This is a genomic window from Anaerolentibacter hominis (assembly GCF_032380675.1).
In the GTDB taxonomy this organism is placed as follows: domain Bacteria; phylum Bacillota; class Clostridia; order Lachnospirales; family Lachnospiraceae; genus Anaerolentibacter; species Anaerolentibacter hominis.
Genome location: NZ_JAWDIX010000001.1, coordinates 541,604 through 555,811 on the forward strand (window position 1 = coordinate 541,604; position 14,208 = coordinate 555,811).

Genomic DNA, 14,208 nt, shown 5'->3' on the forward strand with positions numbered 1-14,208 from the left:
TGTGCATAAATATACAGCTTGATGTGTATTTATTGAAGGCTGAGGACACAGAGAGAAAGAATCTGTGCCCGGCTCTTTAAACTGGAACGCACGGCATATTCCTGAAGTGTATGCACGCCGCCGCCCTCTATCCCGGCAGAGCATAAAGTGGGAGTACCTGCCAGCACACTGTAGGCAGAGTCTGCATTCCCTCCGGAATATTCCGGCTGAAAAGCCGGATAGCCAAGTTCTGACGCACATTGATTGTAGAGATCAAATAACTTCATCGTTGCCTGTGTCTGAGGCATAGCCTGAAAACCACCATGGTTTATCAGTGTGGTTCTCGTACCCGGTACGTAGGTGGCAGCGGCTATCTGTTCCATCAGTTTGATGGCTTTCTCACGGCTCTCCGGATAGCGGAACCGGGCATCAACGGAAAAACGGCATTCTTCCGGAACTACATTGGTGGCGGAACCGCCGTTGATCAATCCGCAATTATATGTGAGATCATTTAAATCTGTATTTTTCTCTATTTCCAGTATTTTGCAGGCTGCCTCCCGAATGGCGCTGGCCCCTTTTTCCGGACAGTGTCCGGCGTGGGCTGCAATTCCCTGAATGATAAAATCAAAATCAATTCCACCCTTGCGTCCTACGGTCAGATAGCCATTCCGACCGCTTTCCATGTTGAACATGGCTGCAAGTCCCAGGGATTCATTCATAATCAGTTCTTCACAGGCACCGCCTGCATTATGGTGGGAAATTTCTTCGTCCCCCAGGAAGATCAGCTTAAAAGGCCGCTCTTTATATCCGGATGCCAACAGGGACTGAATGACAAGAAGGGCCATGACCAGGCCGCCCTTGCAATCGTAAACACCAGGGCCATAGAGCTTCTCAGCATCACAAGTCACAGCCGGTGATCCGAAGGAGCCTACCGGGTGTACAGTATCCATATGACCCATAAATCCTATGCCTGGTTTAGTTTTATCGCCGATCTGTGCGATGAGGGCCGGAGCAGCGCCCTCAAATTCCACCAGCCGGGCCGACATGCCGATGGATTCGCAGTACTGCTTCAACACAAGTGCAACACGGCGGCATCCATCAAGATCGGAAGAAGGACTTTCGATATTCGCTATTTCAATTAAAAGCGATTCCAGTTCCGACTCATATTCTTCAATGTATTTTAAGACAATATTTTTATCTACCATTCTTTCCTCCATGCAGAGTTGGCTTTTTTTCGGCTATATTTTTGCGTTAAATTATACATTCTGACAGATACAGTATAAAAAAACGGGAAAGAAAAGTCCAGTATTTCAGAATAACCCCTCCCTGATTTTGCAATCGAAAAACACACATGTTATAATGAAGAAAAATCACGAAGTGATTTTTCGCTACTTCTCGATTTGCGAAGCAAATAGAGAAGGAACTCGAGAACGAAGTGGTTTTTCGCTACTTCTCGATTTGCGAAGCGAATAGAGAAGGGACCCAAAAAGGGAGAGGAAGGAGCAATCACGAAGTGGTTTTTCGCTGCTTCTCGATTCACGACGGGGAGCAATATAGAACAGGCAGGAGGTGGCATAATGCGGTTATCAAAGCGTATGCAGACAGTGGCCGATATGGTCCAGAAGACGAGGACGGTTGCAGACATAGGCTGCGATCATGCCTATGTTTCGATCTATCTGATTCAACGGAGACTGGCCCAGCACGTCATTGCCATGGATATCAATCAGGGACCTCTTGCGATTGCAAGAGAAAACATCCGCCAGGCCGGTATGGAAGGGCAAATTGCAACCCGGCTGTCCGACGGGACCGAAAAACTTCTGCCCGGTGAGGCAGATACACTGGTAATTGCGGGGATGGGAGGCGATCTGATTATTCGTATCCTGGATGCCTCGCCGGAAGTTACAAAAGCCTGCCGGCAGCTGATCCTGCAGCCACAGTCTGAAATTGTGCGTGTCAGGGCCTACCTGAGGAAAATGGGTTTTGAAATAGTGAAAGAGGATATGATACTGGACGAGGGGAAATACTATGTGGTGCTCCGCTGTGAGCAGGGAATGCCGGGCGAGGGCAATCCGGTTGCGGACCGCTATGGCAAGGAACTGCTGCTGCGAAGACATCCGGTTATGGGAGCGTATTTGCGCAAGCAGCTTAAAAAGTACGAGGCTATTCTGGAAGATCTGCAGATAAATTCTCCTGAATCGGCGGAAAGAATGGATTATATCAGGAATGAGATTATTTATATAAAGGAGGCGCTGAGTTATTATGAATTGTAAGGATGTTATGCGGGAACTGGAGAAACTGGCACCGCGCCGTTATTCCTGTGACTGGGATAATGTGGGACTTCTGGTGGGCAGAGAAGATAAGGAAGTCAAAACTGTGATGGTTGCCCTGGATGCCACCGATTCTGTAATTGCTCAGGCAGCGTCCTGCGGTGCGGATCTGCTGGTCACGCATCATCCGATGCTCTTCTCCCCGATCAAACGGGTGATCAGTACGGATTTATATGGAAAACGGATCATAGAATTAATACGGAATGACATTTCTTATTTTGCCATGCATACAAATATGGACACGGTAGTGATGGCAGAGGAGGCGGCGGATAAAATTGATCTGCAAAACGGCCGGGTGCTGGAACTGCTTCCGGGAGAAGAAGAGATCGGAATCGGACGCTTCGGGGAACTGGCGGAAGAAATCACGGTCAGGGAACTGGCTTTGCAGGTAAAGCAGGCGTTTGAACTGGAGCATGTCAGAGTTATTGGGGACCCGGAACGGTACGTCCGTCTGGCCGCAATCAGTACGGGTTCCGGCAAAAGTATGGTACGGGCAGCGCTGGCTGCGGGAAGCCAGGTGCTGATTACAGGCGATATCGACCATCATACGGCGATAGATGCAGCGGATTCCGGGCTGTGTCTGATCGACGCCGGACATTTTGGTACGGAGCATTTTATGGTAGATACTGTGATCGGCTATCTGAACCAGCTGGGGCTTACTGTCTGCAAAGCGAGGGAAACAAGCCCGTTCCATGAATTCTGATTGAATAGAAAATGTCGGAAGAAAATAAGCGAGAAGGAGGCCATGCACAGAGTTCTTCTTTCGGCACGGCTGTTTTATATGCCGGAATAGCTGCATGGAGATAAAACATGAGTGAATTAGTTACAGTTACCATATTGGAAGAAGAGCGTACTTATGAAGCAGGGACGTTATTTTCTGAGATAGCAAAAGAATATGCAGACCGGTTTAAATACGACATTATACTGGTCAACCTGAATAATAAGCTATATGAAATGAATAAAAAGCTGGAGAGGAGCGGAACCCTGTCCTTTATTACGATTGCGGACTCACCAGGCCATAAGACCTATGTAAGAGGGGCCGTTATGATGTTTCTGCGGGCCATTTACGCGGTTATGGGAGAACATCAGCTGAGAAAGGTGAAACTGGAATACTCTGTGGGAGACGGGTATTATTTCGACTATGACTGTGACACAAAAATCGACGAAGCCACTCTTCAAAAAGTGGAAGCCAAGATGCACAAATATGTAGAGCAGGATATTCCTTTTGAAAAAGTCAGCATGGATACCGATGACGTGCGAGAGTTATTTCTTCGTCATGGGATGTATGATAAAGATAAATTATTCCGTTACAGGAGAGTATCCAGGACAAATATCTACCGGCTGGGCGCATACGAGGATTATTTCTACGGTTATATGCCCCCTTCCACAGGAATGGTGCGGGAGTTTTCCCTTCACCTGTATGAGGATGGAATCATCCTTGTGCTGCCTGGAAATGAAAATCCGTCTGCTCCGGGAAATTTCTATGTATCCCGGAAGCTGTTCCAGACACAGCATGCCTCGAACCTCTGGGGTGAGAAAATGGGGCTTGGGACAGTGGGCGAGCTCAACGACGCGATATGCAAAGGCGGCATCAGCCATATTATATTAACCCAGGAGGCCTATCAGGAACGGCTGATCGGGGAAATTGCAGAGCAGATTGCCGCAGATCATAAGAGGATTATTATGATTGCGGGTCCGTCTTCCTCCGGCAAAACCACGTTTTCCCACCGCCTGTCCATTCAGCTGGATAACTGCGGGATGAAGGCGCATCCGATAGCCATTGACAACTATTTTGTGGAGAGAGAAAAAACGCCGAGGGATAAAAACGGAGACTATAATTTTGAATGTCTGGAAGCGCTTGATATTGAGCAGTTTAACCGGAATATGATGGATTTGCTTTCGGGCAGGGCAGTGGATATGCCCACCTTTAATTTCAAGTTGGGCAGACAGGAGTTTCACGGGAATACCCTGCAGCTGGGACCGGATGAAGTCCTGGTGATAGAGGGAATCCACGGATTAAATAACAAACTGACTTATAATATACCAAAAGAAGATAAGTTTAAGATTTATATCAGTGCTCTGACCCAGATGAATGTAGATGAGCACAACCGTATCCCGACAACGGATACCCGGCTGCTGCGCAGAATAGTCAGGGATGCGCGGACCAGAGGATCATCTGCCGCCGCAACCATTGCAAGATGGCCGTCCGTCAGGAGGGGAGAAGAAGAATATATTTTCCCGTTCCAGGAGGAGGCTGACGTAATGTTTAACTCTGCCATGACGTATGAACTGGCTGTCCTGAAACAATTTGCAGAACCGCTGCTGTTTGGTATTGAACGGGAGTGCGCGGAGTACGTGGAAGCAAAGAGGCTGCTAAAGTTTCTGGAGTATTTCCTGGGAATCAGCAGTGAGGAAGTGCCGCATAATTCTCTTTTAAGAGAATTTGTCGGAGGAAGTGTATTTCATGTCTGATCTGGATGAATAAGCCCCGGAGTATGAACGAAAACGCCGGAACTTTATGCGAATTGAATCGTTAGAACAAAGAATCCCGCAAGCGGGATTCTCCGCCTGCGGCGGGTTGCTCTGGCAACACAATTCCTTTCCGCCGCAGTGCGATCCCCCGGAGGGTTTTTATTACATAGGAAAGTTTGGAGAACTTTCCTATGTAATAAAAAAACAGATACTGAATTGAGAAAAACCGCATAAATACAGTATCTATCAGCAAAAAGTCAAAAAGAAAATAAGGAAAATTACAACGAAATTACAACAAATGAAAGAGCCTGATGTAACGACTTATGCAAAGAAATACAGAGTTATGAAAAAATGACACTTGAAAAAGAGTGTCTTTTCTATGCAGTGTAACAGCAGACTATTTCATTTCTGCTTGATTACTCTAAAACTTATTAGTCTATGGTTTGTCAAGGGCTTGTTGCGTAAGCAATGCTGAACAGCACCCTTTACAAAATATAGGCTAATAAGTAGCTTTTCAAAAGCAGAAAAGAAATGACAACGCTTATTACAGCGTGTTATAATACAGACAAAGACAAATTGGAATTTGAGAGGTTAAGAATATGGAACAATTTTCAGAAAGAGATTATGAACTAATAGAAGAAGCCCAAAAAGCAATTCGTTTAAACTATGATTCAAAACATTATAATCATACAGTTGGAGCCGCTGTACGTTGTAAGAGTGGCAAAATATATATTGGAGTCAATCTTTATTCTTTGCATGGAGCTTGTGCAGAACAAGTGGCAATGGTGCAGCAATTACAAACGGAGAAAGGGATTTTGATGTTATAGTTGCAGTTAGAGGAAAAGCGGGTGAGGAAATTATACCGCCTTGTGGAAACTGTCGCCAGATATTATATGACTATATGCCAGAATGTGATGTCATTGTGTCAGCAGGCGGAAAGTTAAAAAAAGTCAAAGCAAAAGAGCTTCTTCCTTTTTCTTATTCGGTTGAATAAATCTGAATTGATGGGAGAAATTTAATTGTATGATAGGTTTAAAAACGGGTACCGTAAAACTGGTAATGCATCAAGATAAATGGGACAACGAGGCAAAGCGAACTATTAAAGAATTAAAAGACCTCTTAGGCAATACTGCTATTGATATTCAGCACATTGGGAGTACAGCTATTGCTTCAATCCATGCAAAGCCTATTATCGATATTGCGATAGGTGTATATAGTTTGATTGATATTATGTCATATATTAATGTGTTAGGGGAAAACGGGTTTATTTTTCGAGGAGAAGACGTTCCTAATCAAGTTTTATTTGTAAAAGGTAATTTTGAAAAAGACTTTAGAACACATCATATTCATGTGGTAAAATGGAACGGTACTGAATGGAATAATTATATCAACTTTCGTGATTATCTGAATGTTTTTCCCGAAAAAGCCAAGATATATGATGAGTTAAAACAAGAATTAGCCATTCAATTTCCAAAGGAACGCAGACAATATACGGAGGGAAAGCAACAGTTAATAGATAAATTTCTTCAAGAAGCAATGCGGTGGAGGGTTAAGCGATAGCAATGCAACTCCCAGTTTGTCAAAACAAGAGAAAAATAATCTTGTTTATTGCTATGAGCCTTGACGGATATATTGCGGACAGTAACGGTGGAGTAGCTTGGCTAAATGGTCATGGAAATAATAGTGAAAATATTGACACTTATACAGAATTTGCCAAAGATATAGATACTGTTTTAATGGGGTGGAATACTTATCATCAGATTGTTACCGAGCTTTCTCCGCAAGAATGGGTATATAATCAATTTACAACTTATGTATTCACACATAAGGAGTGCAGTTCTTCCCAACAAATTCAATTTACAAGTGAAAATCCTTTGTTATTATTAGAACGGATAAAACAGGAGGACGGAAAAGATATTTGGATTTGTGGTGGAGCAAATCTTGTTCAGCAGTTAGTAAGTAAAAATATGATTGATAAATACTACATTTCCGTTATTCCTACTTTGTTAGGAAATGGAATTCGTCTGTTTTGCAATATGGACAGAGAAATAAAGTTAAGGCTTTATAAAACACAGACTTATAATGGTATAACCGATTTGATTTATATGCGTAGATAATCGGAGGGTAAAAGCTGTTAAACCGACGGAGCGATCCAGCCACGTTGGCGGGAAAATCTCCCAAAGATTTTTCCGCCATGCTTGCAAGGGGCTGGTTCGCTTCGGCGGTTTGGCGAGCGTAGCGAGCCTTACAAAGCCCCCGTTATCTAACAAGGGGGGCACAAAAAACAAGAAACAATAAACATTGCAAAGCGGAAACGCTGTATTTTATGACAAAAGAGTACAGACCTCTCTGAACCGAGAGAGCTGTACTCTTTTTTGTGAGCCGCACTATAAGCCGAGTTCTGTATTAGATGATCATCTATCTCGACCTGATGTTGCCACCAGGCTCTAGCGACCTACCCGAAAGCACGGCGGGCAGCCGTATCGCTTTCTATGCGGTCTTGCTTCGGATGGGGTTTACAGGGACCCCCTCTGTTACCAGAGAGGCGGTAAGCTCTTACCTCACCTTTCCACCCTTACCGGCCGAAACCGGCGGTATATTTCTGTTGCACTTTCCTGAGAGTCGCCTCTACCGGACGTTATCCGGCATCCTGCCCTGTGAAGCTCGGACTTTCCTCACCGAAACCCTTTCGTTATATTCCGGCGCGATCATCTGTGCTGCTCACGGTGGTTAGTTTATCATGTATTGCCGGTAAAGTAAAGAATTTTGCGGACCGCAGCAGCGGAAAAATTGGGTGGAATCAGACAAATCCGGCCGGGAAAATTCAGTTATTTTTCCGATATGGCAGAACAGTTTTCCATGAGTTATAATATATAAAATCATTTATTTCCTGAATCGTTCTTTTCTATCAGAATCACATCCTGAATCACATCGATCAAATTCTGCGAAATCAGCCTGAGGAATTGTTATTTGGATCAAAAGAAAGTATAATAAAAGGAGAATATCGTTTGACAGACGGAAAAATACATGGCAGGAAACCAATCCTGCTGAGTGTGGACTTCGCGTTTCAGTACGTTATGCGGGATGTCCGTATAGCCGGCGCACTAATTGCTGCGGTTCTGGGTATTCCGAAAGAGGAAGTAAAAGGTGTCCGGCTGCTTCCCAGAGATCTGAATAAGATACGGGAAGAAGATAAGCTGGGAATTGTGGATATCCTGGCGGAGACGAAGGGAAAAGAACGGTACAACATCGAATTGCAGATGCGCCGGTTTCCTGACTGGCCGGAGAGATCCCTGTACTATCTGTTCAAAATGTATGTAGACCAGATTAAGAGCGGAAAGCCCTATGGAGAGGTTGGAGCCTGTATAGGCATTAATATTTTGGGCTTTAATCTGCTGGAACACAGGGAGTCGTATCATACTTTGATACAATTTTTGAATACTGAAAATGGAGCGCCCTATACACACAAGATAGCACTGCATATCCTGGAATTGAAAAAACTGGACTGTGCAGGAGCGGAAGAGAGAAAGACGGAATTGTACCGCTGGATGCGGGCATTGAAAGCCAGTAACTGGACGGAGTATGAAGCTTTAAGTAAGGAGGACGAGACTATGGCAGCAGTAAAAGAAAAATTGGAAGAGATCAGCCAGGATGAAATCCTGAGACTGGAGTATTTTCACAGGGAACTGGCCGTGATGGACAGGGAGGCGGAACTGGAAGGGGCACGCAGGGAAGGAAGAGAAGGTGGGATAGAAGAGGTTGCGGTGGAACTTCTGAGAAATGGAATGGAACCGGAGCTGGTCTGCCGGTATACAAAGCTTTCAGAGAAGCGCATCGGCGAGCTGTGGGCACGACTGGAAAAATAAGAAGTAAAAGAAAAAGAATAAGAAAGAATTCCTTTTCCGTCCTTAAGATAGTATAATAAAGCTAGTTACCACGCTGTGCTTGGTAACTAGCTGCTGCTTCTCGAGTTGCGAAGCAGTGCAATTTTTTATGCAGAAAGGCAGGAATGAAATGGAACGTCTTGAGCAACAGATCGCATTTATCAAAGAAATGGATAAGTCCAAGTTCGTGGGCAGACAGACATATATAGGGGAAGGCGCCAGAAAGGAAAATGACGCGGAGCATTCCTGGCATCTTGCGTTAATGGCGCTGCTCCTGAACGAATACGCCAACGAGAAGGTGGATGTTCTCAAGGTAATGTCTATGGTGGTTGTCCATGATATCATCGAGATTGACGCAGGGGATACCTATGCCTATGATCCGGAGGGCAACAAATCAAAGCGGGACAGGGAATTAAAGGCGGCGGACAGGCTGTTTTCGATGCTTCCGGAAGATCAGGCCGCTTATTTGAGAAGTCTGTGGGATGAGTTTGAAGAGGCGGCTACACCGGAGGCGAAATTTGCACTGTCTCTGGATAAAATGCAGCCTATGATTTTAAACGATATGTCAAACGGTATTTCCTGGAAGGAACATGGTGTCTGTAAGGAGCAGATTCTTGCCCGAAATGCCAAAACACCGGAGGGGTCCCGGACACTTTGGAATTACATGGAAGAAATCCTGAATAAAAATATCCGGGAAGGTAATATTGGGGACTGAAAAAGAGTTGACTTTACTTATAAAACGCGATACATTGATAAGGAGTTCTAATTACAAGATTCTTGACAATACGGAATATAGAAAATACGGAATGGAGGATTACCATGGCTAAAGTGGGAATTTTAATGGGCAGTGATTCAGATCTTGCTACTATGAGCAAGGCGGCGCAGATTTTGGAGCAATTTGGTATCGAATATGAGATGACAGTGATTTCTGCACATAGAATGCCTGATGTGTTCTATAACTATGCAACAACGGCAGAAGAAAAGGGTATCAAAGTAATCATTGCAGGGGCCGGAGGGGCTGCGCATCTGCCGGGTATGGCTGCTGCTATTTTTCCGCTTCCGGTAATCGGAGTTCCGATTCATACAAAAACATTAAGCGGCGTGGATTCTCTTTATTCCATCGTGCAGATGCCGTCCGGAATCCCGGTGGCAACGGTGGCAATCGATGGGGCTGCCAATGCAGGCATCCTGGCTGCGAAGATATTGGCGACAGATGATCCCGCGCTGTTACAGAAGATTAAAGATTATGCAGCATCCTTGAAAGACTCGGTGGTAGCAAAGGCGGAGAAACTGGAGAAACTGGGTTACGAAGCATATCTGAAACAGATGTAGGAGGAAAATGGTATGGATTATAAGAAGGCGGGCGTGGATATAGAAGCCGGTTATAAAGCGGTGGAGCTGATGAAGACTCATATCCAGGAGACCATGCGGAGTGAAGTGCTGAACGGAATCGGCGGTTTTTCGGGCGCTTTTTCTTTGAAACCTTTTATGAACATGGAGGAGCCCACCCTGGTATCCGGAACAGATGGTGTGGGGACAAAGCTGAAGCTGGCGTTTATTCTGGATAAGCATGATACAGTCGGCATTGACTGTGTGGCAATGTGTGTGAATGATATCGCCTGTGCAGGCGGTGAACCGCTGTTTTTTCTGGACTATATTGCCTGCGGGAAGAATGAACCGGAGAAGATTGCTACGATCGTAAAAGGTGTTGCAAAAGGCTGCAAGCAGGCCGGCGCCGCGCTGATCGGAGGCGAGACAGCAGAGATGCCGGGCTTTTATCCGGAAGATGAGTATGATCTGGCTGGTTTTGCAGTTGGCATTGTAGACCGGAAGAAACTGATAACCGGAGAGCATTTAAAAGAGGGCGATGTTGTGATTGGTCTGGCTTCGTCTGGTATTCACAGCAATGGCTACTCTCTGGTGCGTCAGGTGTTTAACATGAGACGGGATTCTCTGGAGCAATATTATGAATCGCTTGGTACGACTCTGGGGGAGGCTCTGCTGACACCGACCAAAATTTATGTGAAAGCATTGAGCGCCGTGAGAAACGGCGGTGTTGAGATAAAGGCATGCAGCCACATTACAGGCGGCGGATTTTATGAGAACATTCCCCGGATGCTGCCGGAAGGCATGTGTGCGGTAATCCGGAAGGACAGCTATCCGGTACCGGAATTATTTGGGATGTTAAAAAGAGATGGCAGGATCGCCGAGGAAGCCATGTACAATACATATAACATGGGAATCGGCATGATGATTGCAGTCGATCCGTCTGAGACAGATAAGGCAATGGATCTGATCCGGAGGTCAGGTGAGACCCCTTATATACTGGGAGAGATTAAAACAGGAGAAAAGGGAGTTATTCTATGCTGAAAATAGGCGTACTGGTGTCCGGAGGAGGAACGAATCTCCAGGCGATTATTGATGCGATGCAGGACGGCAGGATTTCCAACGCTGGTCTGAGTGTTGTAATCAGCAATAAACCGGGGGTCTATGCACTGACCCGTGCGGCAGACGCCGGGATACCTTCGGAGGTTCTCTCACCCAAGAGCTTTGGAAAGAGAGAGGATTTTGATCAGGCTCTGCTGAATCTTCTGAGACAGTATGATGTTGATCTGGTAGTTCTGGCCGGGTTCCTGGTTATTCTGCCTGAACTGGTGGTAGAGGAATACCAGAACCGCATTGTGAACATTCATCCGTCTCTGATCCCCTCCTTTTCCGGAATGGGCTATTATGGACTGAAGGTACATGAAGCTGTTCTTGCCAGAGGATGTAAGGTGACGGGAGCTACGGTGCATTTTGTGGACGCCGGAGCGGATACAGGACCGATTATACTCCAGAAGGCGGTAAATGTGGAAGATGAGGATACCCCGGAGATACTACAGAAGAGGGTAATGGAGCAGGCGGAGTGGAAGATACTGCCTGAGGCGATTAATCTGATCGCGAATCACTGTCTGTGTGTAGACGGCAATGTTGTCAGAAGGAAAGGTTGAAGACATAATGAAAGTTCTAATTGTTGGCAGCGGCGGCAGAGAACATGCAATTGCCTGGAAAGTAGCTCAGAGCAGCCAGGTGGACAAGATTTACTGTGCTCCGGGCAACGCGGGAATCGCAGAGCTGGCGGAGTGCGTGGATATTGGCGCGGCGGAGCTTGAGCGGCTGGCTGATTTTGCAGAGGATAAGGAAATAGATCTGACTATTATCGGAATGGATGACCCGCTTGTGGCCGGAGTGGTTGATATATTTGAGGCAAGAGGGCTGCGGGTATTCGGGCCCAGGAAAAATGCGGCTATAATAGAAGGCTCGAAAGCGTTTTCCAAGGAATTAATGAAGAAATATCATATCCCGACCGCGGCGTATGAGACGTTTCATGATGCGGAGACGGCGCTGCAGTATCTTGAACACTGCAGTTATCCGATTGTGCTGAAGGCAGATGGTCTGGCTCTTGGCAAGGGTGTTTTGATCTGTGGCAGCAGGGAAGAGGCCGGAGAAGGTGTGAAGACCATTATGCTGGATAAGCAGTTCGGCTCTGCAGGGGATACACTGGTTGTGGAGGAGTTTATGACCGGGCGGGAGGTATCGGTTCTTGCTTTCTGTGACGGAACACATATTAAGACCATGACCAGCGCCCAGGATCACAAACGGGCGAAAGACGGAGACGAAGGATTAAATACCGGCGGCATGGGTACGTTTTCGCCCAGTCCTTTTTATGCAAAAGAGGTGGATGAATTCTGCCGGGAGAAGATCTATCAGGTGACGATGGATGCGATGAGGGCAGAAGGCCGGCCATTCGTTGGTGTGTTATTCTTTGGACTGATGCTCACAGAGGATGGGCCGAAGGTTCTGGAGTACAATGCCAGATTCGGCGATCCGGAGACCCAGGTGGTCCTTCCGCGGATGAAAAATGATATCGTGGATGTGTTCCAGGCATGCGTTGATGGGACGCTGGACACACTGGACCTTCAGTTTGAGGACAATGCGGCAGTCTGTGTGGTGCTGGCTTCAGACGGCTACCCGGAGCACTATGAAAAGGGAAAGAAAATCAGCGGTCTTAAACATTTCCGGGATCAGGAGGGATACTATGTCTTTCATGCCGGGACGAAGTTCAGCGGAGCCGATATTGTAACAAACGGCGGACGGGTACTGGGTGTTACCGCAACTGGAAAAGATCTGAGAAGTGCCAGGGAAAATGCCTACCGTGCTACAGAGTGGATTGATTTCGACAATAAATATATGAGACATGACATTGGAAAAGCGATTGATGAGGCTTAATGGATGAAATAGATATCGCTTGAGGTACAATTTAGATATAATGCTGTATAGTAAAAACGCTCAGGAATAATGAAAATGAAGAAGGCTCTGCCGCGAAATCCCGCGGCAGAGCCTTGCTGTTATTTATCCTGTTTCGGATATTCCATTTCCTCGATCTGAATGATTTCTCCGTCCACAATCGTGATCCGGCATGCGCGCTTCCGGTCAGACAGCAGCTGGCATATATATTCATTCCTGGACATGCCTTCCGGCACCTGCCTCCGGGCCACTTTTTCCGTCAGCTTGATCGTCAGATTTTCTGAAAGGGGATAGGGGTAACTGACCTCTTTTTCATTGTAAATATAAAATCCGTCCGGCATGGAACGCTTAGGATCGATGCCAAGCTGCATCAGGCGGGGCATGCTTTTATCCGTAAGCCATTCTACCCAGTCTATGCCGACCTCGTTCTTTTCTCTGTCAAAGCCATCCAGCAGCGCAATGAAAATACGGATATCCATCTCCGGACCGGCGGTTTCTGAGGCTATAATAGAGCGGATTTCATATTCATTCACCGCATCTGACCAGCCATAGGAAAAAAGCAGTGTATCTCCCTGATTCATATGGGCGATCTGGTCTAAAAAGAGGTCGGAATAATAAAATGTAACCGTTTTCTTATCTTCCGTTAACAATACAACGGTATTGGATTCATCCGAGCGCAGATAAGTGGCAAACATCTGAGAGTTTGAGGCGTATCCCTGTTCCTCCGCCTTCATAAGGACGGTAAGATTGTCAGCTGTGATTTCCATTGGAACAGCTGAATCGGTATCCAGTGTATAGGTAACACGGATACGGTCGCCGGACTCGATTCCATCCAGCTCTTTTGTGGAAATTTGCAGCAGATCTGCCTGACGGAATCCGGAGCCGGAGTTCAGCGGTTTGGCCAGCAGATAGGTTGCGCTGACATCCCAGACAATAACGTCCAGTTCCTTTTGAACATTCTCTTTATGTTTCAATAATAAATTGGCGCATCCAGTCGATAGAAGACAGACCGCCAAAAGACAGAATACAATTTGTATTTTTCTTCTCATGGTAAAAGATTCCTTCTGTTTAGTATTTACAGTATAACATAAGATGTGTTATTCTACAACTAGAGAATGATTTGTTAAGATCGTGAAGGCAGGTGGTAATTTATTCCTAATTGACATATCTTTGTCAAAAGTGTTTTATAACATAAGATATAGGATTCCCTCGGTTAACGAAAGAGAAGATGAAGAAAGTGCCGGTTTACAGACGGTATT

General features: G+C 45.9%; 14 protein-coding genes and 1 other RNA gene. 12 read left to right on the forward strand and 3 right to left on the reverse strand.

What is annotated here, in order from left to right; translation table 11 throughout:
• Positions 1-29 precede the first annotated feature (29 nt).
• Positions 30-1,184, reverse strand: coding sequence for a M20/M25/M40 family metallo-hydrolase (locus ABCW47_RS02380; protein ID WP_343208268.1), 1,155 nt, complete (start codon positions 1,182-1,184; stop codon positions 30-32).
• Between the two features lie 372 nt (positions 1,185-1,556).
• Here ABCW47_RS02380 and ABCW47_RS02385 point away from each other — a divergent pair, with 372 nt between their 5' ends.
• The 6 genes from ABCW47_RS02385 to ABCW47_RS02410 all read left to right on the forward strand — a co-directional run bounded on the left by ABCW47_RS02385 (position 1,557) and on the right by ABCW47_RS02410 (position 6,895).
• Entirely contained in the window at positions 1,557-2,249 is a 693-nt protein-coding gene (locus tag ABCW47_RS02385) for a tRNA (adenine(22)-N(1))-methyltransferase (protein WP_343208269.1), read from the forward strand.
• Positions 2,239-3,009: a Nif3-like dinuclear metal center hexameric protein gene (locus ABCW47_RS02390; protein WP_343208270.1), complete on the forward strand. Its 771-nt coding sequence runs from the start codon at positions 2,239-2,241 to the stop codon at positions 3,007-3,009. The genes ABCW47_RS02385 and ABCW47_RS02390 overlap by 11 nt, the downstream gene beginning before the upstream one ends.
• Positions 3,010-3,116: 107 nt before the next feature.
• The gene (locus tag ABCW47_RS02395) at positions 3,117-4,778 is read left to right on the forward strand and encodes a nucleoside kinase (RefSeq protein ID WP_343208271.1); all 1,662 of its coding nucleotides are present in this window, start codon (positions 3,117-3,119) and stop codon (positions 4,776-4,778) included.
• Positions 4,779-5,377: 599 nt separating this feature from the next.
• On the forward strand, positions 5,378-5,605 hold the full coding sequence (locus tag ABCW47_RS02400) for a cytidine/deoxycytidylate deaminase family protein (protein ID WP_343208272.1): 228 nt from the start codon (positions 5,378-5,380) through the stop codon (positions 5,603-5,605).
• A gap of 196 nt (positions 5,606-5,801) precedes the next feature.
• The gene (locus ABCW47_RS02405; RefSeq protein ID WP_024725694.1) at positions 5,802-6,338 is read left to right on the forward strand and encodes a GrpB family protein; all 537 of its coding nucleotides are present in this window, start codon (positions 5,802-5,804) and stop codon (positions 6,336-6,338) included.
• A gap of 2 nt (positions 6,339-6,340) precedes the next feature.
• Entirely contained in the window at positions 6,341-6,895 is a 555-nt protein-coding gene (locus ABCW47_RS02410) for a dihydrofolate reductase family protein (protein WP_343208273.1), read from the forward strand.
• 257 nt (positions 6,896-7,152) lie between these two features.
• Here ABCW47_RS02410 and rnpB read toward each other — a convergent pair.
• Positions 7,153-7,502, reverse strand: an RNA gene (gene rnpB, locus ABCW47_RS02415) — RNase P RNA component class A.
• Between the two features lie 284 nt (positions 7,503-7,786).
• On the opposite strand from rnpB, the gene ABCW47_RS02420 reads away from it, so the two are divergent.
• From ABCW47_RS02420 to purD, 6 genes are all read left to right on the forward strand, one after another.
• Positions 7,787-8,644 carry an Rpn family recombination-promoting nuclease/putative transposase gene (locus ABCW47_RS02420; protein WP_343208274.1) on the forward strand — a complete coding sequence of 286 codons (858 nt, stop codon included), beginning with the start codon at positions 7,787-7,789 and terminating at the stop codon, positions 8,642-8,644.
• A 148-nt stretch (positions 8,645-8,792) separates the two neighbouring features.
• A complete protein-coding gene (locus ABCW47_RS02425) occupies positions 8,793-9,377 on the forward strand; it encodes an HD domain-containing protein (RefSeq protein ID WP_343208275.1) in 585 nt (194 codons plus the stop codon).
• 104 nt (positions 9,378-9,481) lie between these two features.
• A complete protein-coding gene (purE, locus tag ABCW47_RS02430; RefSeq protein WP_343208276.1) occupies positions 9,482-9,994 on the forward strand; it encodes a 5-(carboxyamino)imidazole ribonucleotide mutase in 513 nt (170 codons plus the stop codon).
• Between the two features lie 12 nt (positions 9,995-10,006).
• The gene (gene purM / locus ABCW47_RS02435; RefSeq protein WP_343208277.1) at positions 10,007-11,032 is read left to right on the forward strand and encodes a phosphoribosylformylglycinamidine cyclo-ligase; all 1,026 of its coding nucleotides are present in this window, start codon (positions 10,007-10,009) and stop codon (positions 11,030-11,032) included.
• Positions 11,026-11,652 (forward strand): phosphoribosylglycinamide formyltransferase, encoded by a 627-nt coding sequence (purN, locus tag ABCW47_RS02440; RefSeq protein WP_343208278.1) that lies wholly within the window; start codon positions 11,026-11,028, stop codon positions 11,650-11,652. The genes purM and purN overlap by 7 nt, the downstream gene beginning before the upstream one ends.
• A gap of 7 nt (positions 11,653-11,659) precedes the next feature.
• Positions 11,660-12,931, forward strand: a complete 1,272-nt coding sequence (gene purD, locus ABCW47_RS02445; protein WP_343208279.1) for a phosphoribosylamine--glycine ligase — start codon at positions 11,660-11,662, stop codon at positions 12,929-12,931.
• 119 nt (positions 12,932-13,050) lie between these two features.
• Here the strand turns inward: purD and ABCW47_RS02450 are convergent, their stop codons facing one another.
• Complete coding sequence (locus tag ABCW47_RS02450) at positions 13,051-13,998, reverse strand: hypothetical protein (RefSeq protein WP_343208280.1); 948 nt, start codon at positions 13,996-13,998, stop codon at positions 13,051-13,053.
• Between the last annotated feature and the right edge of the window lie 210 nt (positions 13,999-14,208).

Bases quoted from the DNA above. Each gene is read 5' to 3' on its own strand.
- ABCW47_RS02380 (WP_343208268.1), bottom strand. From the start codon at position 1,184: ATGGTAGATAAAAATATTGTCTTAAAATACATTGAAGAATATGAGTCG.
- ABCW47_RS02385 (WP_343208269.1), top strand. From the start codon at position 1,557: ATGCGGTTATCAAAGCGTATGCAGACAGTGGCCGATATGGTCCAGAAG.
- ABCW47_RS02390 (WP_343208270.1), top strand. From the start codon at position 2,239: ATGAATTGTAAGGATGTTATGCGGGAACTGGAGAAACTGGCACCGCGC.
- ABCW47_RS02395 (WP_343208271.1), top strand. From the start codon at position 3,117: ATGAGTGAATTAGTTACAGTTACCATATTGGAAGAAGAGCGTACTTAT.
- ABCW47_RS02400 (WP_343208272.1), top strand. From the start codon at position 5,378: ATGGAACAATTTTCAGAAAGAGATTATGAACTAATAGAAGAAGCCCAA.
- ABCW47_RS02405 (WP_024725694.1), top strand. From the start codon at position 5,802: ATGATAGGTTTAAAAACGGGTACCGTAAAACTGGTAATGCATCAAGAT.
- ABCW47_RS02410 (WP_343208273.1), top strand. From the start codon at position 6,341: ATGCAACTCCCAGTTTGTCAAAACAAGAGAAAAATAATCTTGTTTATT.
- ABCW47_RS02425 (WP_343208275.1), top strand. From the start codon at position 8,793: ATGGAACGTCTTGAGCAACAGATCGCATTTATCAAAGAAATGGATAAG.
- purE (WP_343208276.1), top strand. From the start codon at position 9,482: ATGGCTAAAGTGGGAATTTTAATGGGCAGTGATTCAGATCTTGCTACT.
- purM (WP_343208277.1), top strand. From the start codon at position 10,007: ATGGATTATAAGAAGGCGGGCGTGGATATAGAAGCCGGTTATAAAGCG.
- purN (WP_343208278.1), top strand. From the start codon at position 11,026: ATGCTGAAAATAGGCGTACTGGTGTCCGGAGGAGGAACGAATCTCCAG.
- purD (WP_343208279.1), top strand. From the start codon at position 11,660: ATGAAAGTTCTAATTGTTGGCAGCGGCGGCAGAGAACATGCAATTGCC.
- ABCW47_RS02450 (WP_343208280.1), bottom strand. From the start codon at position 13,998: ATGAGAAGAAAAATACAAATTGTATTCTGTCTTTTGGCGGTCTGTCTT.